The sequence below is a fragment of the Promicromonospora kroppenstedtii DSM 19349 genome (assembly GCF_000515355.1).
In the GTDB taxonomy this organism is placed as follows: Bacteria; Actinomycetota; Actinomycetes; order Actinomycetales; family Cellulomonadaceae; genus Promicromonospora; species Promicromonospora kroppenstedtii.
Genome location: NZ_KI911680.1, coordinates 17365 through 18540, shown reverse-complemented (window position 1 = coordinate 18540; position 1176 = coordinate 17365). Strand labels below are relative to the sequence as shown.

At 73.2% G+C, this 1176-nt stretch carries 2 protein-coding genes; both read right to left on the bottom strand.

The features are described from left to right. Nucleotides 1–570 (bottom strand): HAD hydrolase-like protein (locus PROKR_RS35005; protein ID WP_051433001.1); only part of this gene is annotated, 570 nt, incomplete at its 3' end. 20 nt (nt 571–590) lie between these two features. Beyond that, the coding region (locus PROKR_RS35000; RefSeq protein ID WP_036964343.1) for a multicopper oxidase domain-containing protein at nt 591–1176 on the bottom strand (586 nt) is incomplete at its 5' end.

Below are 1176 nucleotides of genomic sequence, written 5' to 3'. Positions count from 1 at the left end.
GGCGGCGGCGTGCACGTCGTGCTCGCGGTCGCCCACCATCACGACCTGACCGGCGTCGGCCCCGAGCGCCACCGCGTGCGCCAGAGCCCGCTCGACCACGACCTCCTTGCCCTGCACCAGGCCCGCGGACTCGGCGGCCGCGCCGTGGACGCCGTCGAGGCCGCCGGCCAGGTAGCCGGCCAGCCCGAAGTGCTCCACGATCTGCTTCGCGTAGGGCTGGGGCTTCGCGGTCGCGACCAGCAGCGTCACCCCGGCGTCCCGCAAGCCCGCGAGCGCCTCCGGGATGCCGGGGAACACGGAGTTGCCGCCGATCATGCCGTGGACCTCGAAGTCGCGCCGGTAGGCGGTGATGACGGTGTCGGCGTCGGCCCGGGAGAGGCCGATGCCGGTCATGCTGGCCCCGAGGGGCGGGCCGACGAAGGCCCGCAGTACCTCCGCGGACGGGACGGCGAACCCGGCGTCGGCGAAGCCGGCGCGCAGGGACGCGATGATGCCGGGTGCGGAGTCGGTGAGGGTGCCGTCGAGGTCGAGCAGGACGTGCGTGATGGTGCGGGGCAGCGAGAGGGTCACGCGACGAGCGTGCCACAGGTTCAGTGCTGCCCCTGGTGCACGTCCGTGCCTGGAGCCACGTCCGGCCCGGAGCCCCCGGGATCGGCACCGCTGTGATCCCCGTGTTCCGCCCCGCCGTCGTGCTCGGGCACCGTCCCCGCGTCCTGCCCCGGTTCGACGACGACGAACTGGCCCATCATCCCCTCGTCCTCGTGCAGCAGCATGTGGCAGTGGAACATGTAGGGCACGTCCGGGTCGGTGTAGTCCTCGAACCGCATGAGCAGCCGGTAGGTGCGGTTCGGTTCCAGGTACACGGTGTCCTTGGGGCCGGCGAGCTCGGGCGGCGGCGGGTCGCCGTCGACCGTCAGGACGCGGAACTGGACGTCGTGCACGTGGAAGCTGTGCGGCATCGGCACGATGCTGCGCACCTCCCACACCTCGGTGGCGTCCACGGTGGCGGTCTCGTCGATGCGGCCCATGTCCATGGTCCGGCCGTTGATGCGCCGGTCGTCGAGCTCGAACTCGCGTGTCACGGTGGCGTCGGACTCCCGCAGCGCGTCGTCCGCGGCGTGCGCCGACGTCGTCCAGGCGGGTTCGGGCGACGGCGCCAGCCGGTCGGCGGCGCGC